Annotated in this window: 1 protein-coding gene; it reads left to right on the top strand. The window is 50.0% G+C overall.

Annotation, left to right across the window (positions count from 1 at the left end):
• On the top strand, nt 1-430 hold a 430-nt coding region (locus ACTHTJ_RS10930; protein WP_440362699.1), incomplete at both ends, for a collagen-flanked surface repeat-containing protein.

Here is a 430-nt window from a genome sequence, read left to right as displayed (position 1 = left end):
ACGTTAAAGACAACGGCAACGGTACCCACACTGTAACCATTAACGCTGTCGAGTATACCCCTCCTACTCCTCCCACTAATTATAATATGTATGTTTCGGTGGCCGTTGCATCCTCCGACAACGGTACTCATACTGTAGACATTAAAGACGGTGATGGTAATACCACTACTACCATCCTTAAAGACGGTGCAACTGGTGCAAAAGGCGATACCGGCGCAACTGGTGCAACCGGTGCCGATGGTAAGAACGCTGAAGCCGACGTTAAAGACAACGGCAACGGTACCCACACTGTAACCATTAAAGACGGTAAAGGTAACACCACTAAACCATCCTTAAAGACGGTGCTACTGGCGCTACCGGTGCAACTGGTGCCGAAGGTAGGAACGCTGAAGCCGACGCTAAAGACAACGACAATGGCACTCACCCGTCT

Source organism: Neisseria sp. P0018.S001 (assembly GCF_051957355.1).
Lineage (GTDB): Bacteria > Pseudomonadota > Gammaproteobacteria > Burkholderiales > Neisseriaceae > Neisseria > Neisseria subflava_A.
This window is presented reverse-complemented; position numbering and strand designations above follow the sequence as displayed.